Raw genomic sequence first — 3237 nt, forward strand, 5'->3', positions numbered from 1 at the left:
TAAAATTAAAGTCGAGGTAATGTCTAAATTTAAAGAGTACAAAAAATCACCTATYTTATATATTGTAACTTGTACATAGATAAATATATTAGAACATTTATAAAATAATGCAAAAAAACTACTTACAAGCAAAAGATACTTATAAGTAGTTTAAATTATATTACTTTTAATATTTGTATGAAATCATTAACTGTATCTAAAAGATATTTACCTTTATAATAATCTAATTTTATATCATCAAAGTTTTCTATTTTACGAACTGCATTAGGTCTTTCTTCAAATAAACCTAAAACATTAAAATCTTTATCTAAAACTGCTACAGATGGTCCCTTAAAAGATTCTTTATCAACACCTAATAAAGGTGCCATAAATTTTTTACCACGAGCCATAGTTATTACTGACATATTAAAATTAGGATTTAAATCTAAAAATCTTTTTAAGACTGTAGCATTTAACTGAAAATCAGGACACCATATTTCTCCTGATACTAAAAAATTAACTTCACAATCAATACTTTCAATAAAAGATATCATTTCTTCAGTTAAGTTTAATCTAGAATTGTTTTTAAATATTCTAGCTCTTTCTCCCTTAGTTCCTTCACCTACAGAACTTTCAAAGCTTTTTCCAACTTCAAATAGTTCTTTAAGACTCATTTCAACCATAATAAACCTCCAAAATAAATAGTCATATACTTATACTAGCATAAATACTTATTTAGTGTGATAAATTTTATACTAATAAAACTAAATAAAGAAATATACTAAAGGTAGCTAAATATAAGATATAAATAAATTAAAAAAGCTAGTATTATTGTTTTACACAAGTTTTATAAAATTCAATGCTAGCATCCTCTAAAGTAATCTTATCTGGATTAAAATTAAKAATGGATAAAAGCTTGTGATAAAAGAGTATCAAGAAGAACATATAATGATAAAGATATAGAAAATAGTAAAATAACATCTATAATAGATTTAATAAATGAAATAAATAGTGAAAACTTATTAAATATACAATTCTCTTCAAGTACCGTCATTATCTTCCTTGAGGACAGAGCTTTACGACCCGAAGGCCTTCATCGCTCACGCGGCGTTGCTGCATCAGGCTTTCGCCCATTGTGCAATATTCCCCACTGCTGCCTCCCGTAGGAGTTTGGACCGTGTCTCAGTTCCAATGTGGCCGATCACCCTCTCAGGTCGGCTACTGATCGTCGCCTTGGTGAGCCGTTACCTCACCAACTAGCTAATCAGACGCGGGTCCATCCTGTACCGCAAAAGCTTTGATACTTCTACCATGCGATAAAAGCATATTATCTCGTATTAGCATACCTTTCGGTATGTTATCCGTGTGTACAGGGCAGGTTACCCACGCGTTACTCACCCGTCCGCCGCTCTTCTCCGAAGAGAATCGCTCGACTTGCATGTGTTAGGCACGCCGCCAGCGTTCATCCTGAGCCAGGATCAAACTCTCAAATAAAAGTTGTTACCTGCTCAGACTAATCATTATCTGAATATCTGGCTTGGTTTGTTAGTTGTAATTCTATAAATTAACCTACTGTTTAATTTTCAAAGTTCTTTTTTGTCCATCTCTCTTGGACACTTATAACTATATCATCTCTTTTTTATATGGTCAACACTTTTTTGAATTTTTTTATATTTTTTTTAATTTTTCTTWAAAATATCTAGACATATTGGAGTTTGATATGCTCCCTTTATGGTGGACAGTTAAAATAATAAAACTTTCATCATGAAGGGAGTATTTTTATGTCTAGAAAATCTAGAATATCTTTTGAGATAAAAATTAAATATGTACAAAATTTTTTATAAAATTCAATGCTAGCATCCTCTAAAGTAATCTTATCTGGATTAAAATTAATATCTTTTAAATAATTATAAAAATCCAAATCATAAACAAAATTACTAAAATCATATTCATACTGAGAATATCTATAATCTAAATACTTAGAAAAGCCTTCAATTAAATTTTCTTCACACCAATCATTAAAATTATAAGCGTGACTATCACTTTCTTTATATAAAGAAACTAAATTATCATCAGACCTTAATAAATCACATACATTTAAAAACTCAGGGCTGTCAGTAAAGGTATCGAATAAGTCATGAGAGTATTTATGAAATGAAATTTTAAGTAAATCTTTAACATTTGTAGATTCTGAAATTGTAGATACTACATTATTATCGTATTCAAAGTTTTGATAAGATATAGGATTTAAACTATAATAAAAAGTATAAACATAGTCTTTATTTGGTTTTATATTAGTAACATTTTCTATAAATTTTGCTATATCAACGTCATTTTCGTATAGTAGATTGTTTAATTTAGAAGCTTTTTTATTTAAAGTATATTTATTTTTATTAAAATAAGATTTAAAATGCTCATCATAAAAATAATTAAAAAATAATTCTATATCATTTTTCAAATCAGAAGATAAATTTAAAGACTCATCAGAATTTATAGTATTTACTATATCATAAATATTAGCATCATCATTTAGCTCAATAACTGAATTTAAATAATTCCAAGATGAATTAGAATCAAATATATTTTTAAGTCTATTTTTCATATCTTCGTCTATAGAGCTATAAGTTTTATTTAACCATTTATAATGTTTTTTTGAATCTATTGAAGTTTCTGAGTATATACTTTCAATAGATAAATCTTTATATGAATTTTCTATATTTGTATTATAAATTTCATGAGCTGTTTGAATTAATGAAATCTTTAATACTGGTCCATTAACCCTAATCTCAGAATTATAATTTATATCTTTGCTACTTTCACATCCTGTAAGTATAAATAGTGATAATATATTTAAAATAATAAAGATTTTTTTCATATTATTAATATCACTCCCTATTAAATGAATTTAACTTGTAAATTAAAATACCTTTTAAAACCATTCAACAAGAAAATACTATAAAATATGATGATATTAATAAAAAAATAGGTAAAAATCTAGAAAGTAAAGATTATATATTTATAGGTGAGATTTTTAGAAATAAAAGTATGTCATAAAAAATAGAATATAAAGAAGTTAAGGGGATAATATTTATGTATTAAAATTATAAGAAAATATTTAAAAATTAAATATAAATTAGCATATTAATATATCATGAAAAAGCTACAGTTTAAATAACTGCGGCTTTTGATTATCATATAATTAATTGAAATAAACTAATGTTTTAAAAATATAATATTAAAAATTATAATTTTTTGATA

General features: G+C 25.7%; 2 protein-coding genes and 1 other annotated feature. Both genes read right to left on the reverse strand.

Going from position 1 to position 3237, the window contains the following annotated elements; translation table 11 throughout:
* Window positions 1-155: 155 nt before the first annotated feature.
* Window positions 156-662 carry a thioredoxin family protein gene (locus G3997_RS03400; protein WP_296648118.1) on the reverse strand — a complete coding sequence of 169 codons (507 nt, stop codon included), beginning with the start codon at window positions 660-662 and terminating at the stop codon, window positions 156-158.
* 289 nt (window positions 663-951) lie between these two features.
* Window positions 952-1465: a sequence feature (16S ribosomal RNA rRNA prediction is too short), on the reverse strand.
* A 276-nt stretch (window positions 1466-1741) separates the two neighbouring features.
* Window positions 1742-2854, reverse strand: coding sequence for a hypothetical protein (locus G3997_RS03405; RefSeq protein ID WP_296648122.1), 1113 nt, complete (start codon window positions 2852-2854; stop codon window positions 1742-1744).
* Window positions 2855-3237 lie beyond the last annotated feature (383 nt).

This window comes from Romboutsia sp. 13368, assembly GCF_018336475.1.
GTDB lineage: Bacteria > Bacillota > Clostridia > Peptostreptococcales > Peptostreptococcaceae > Romboutsia.

Coding starts and splice junctions, on each gene's coding strand:
- G3997_RS03405 (WP_296648122.1), bottom strand. CDS start 2,854: ATGAAAAAAATCTTTATTATTTTAAATATATTATCACTATTTATACTT.
- G3997_RS03400 (WP_296648118.1), bottom strand. CDS start 662: ATGGTTGAAATGAGTCTTAAAGAACTATTTGAAGTTGGAAAAAGCTTT.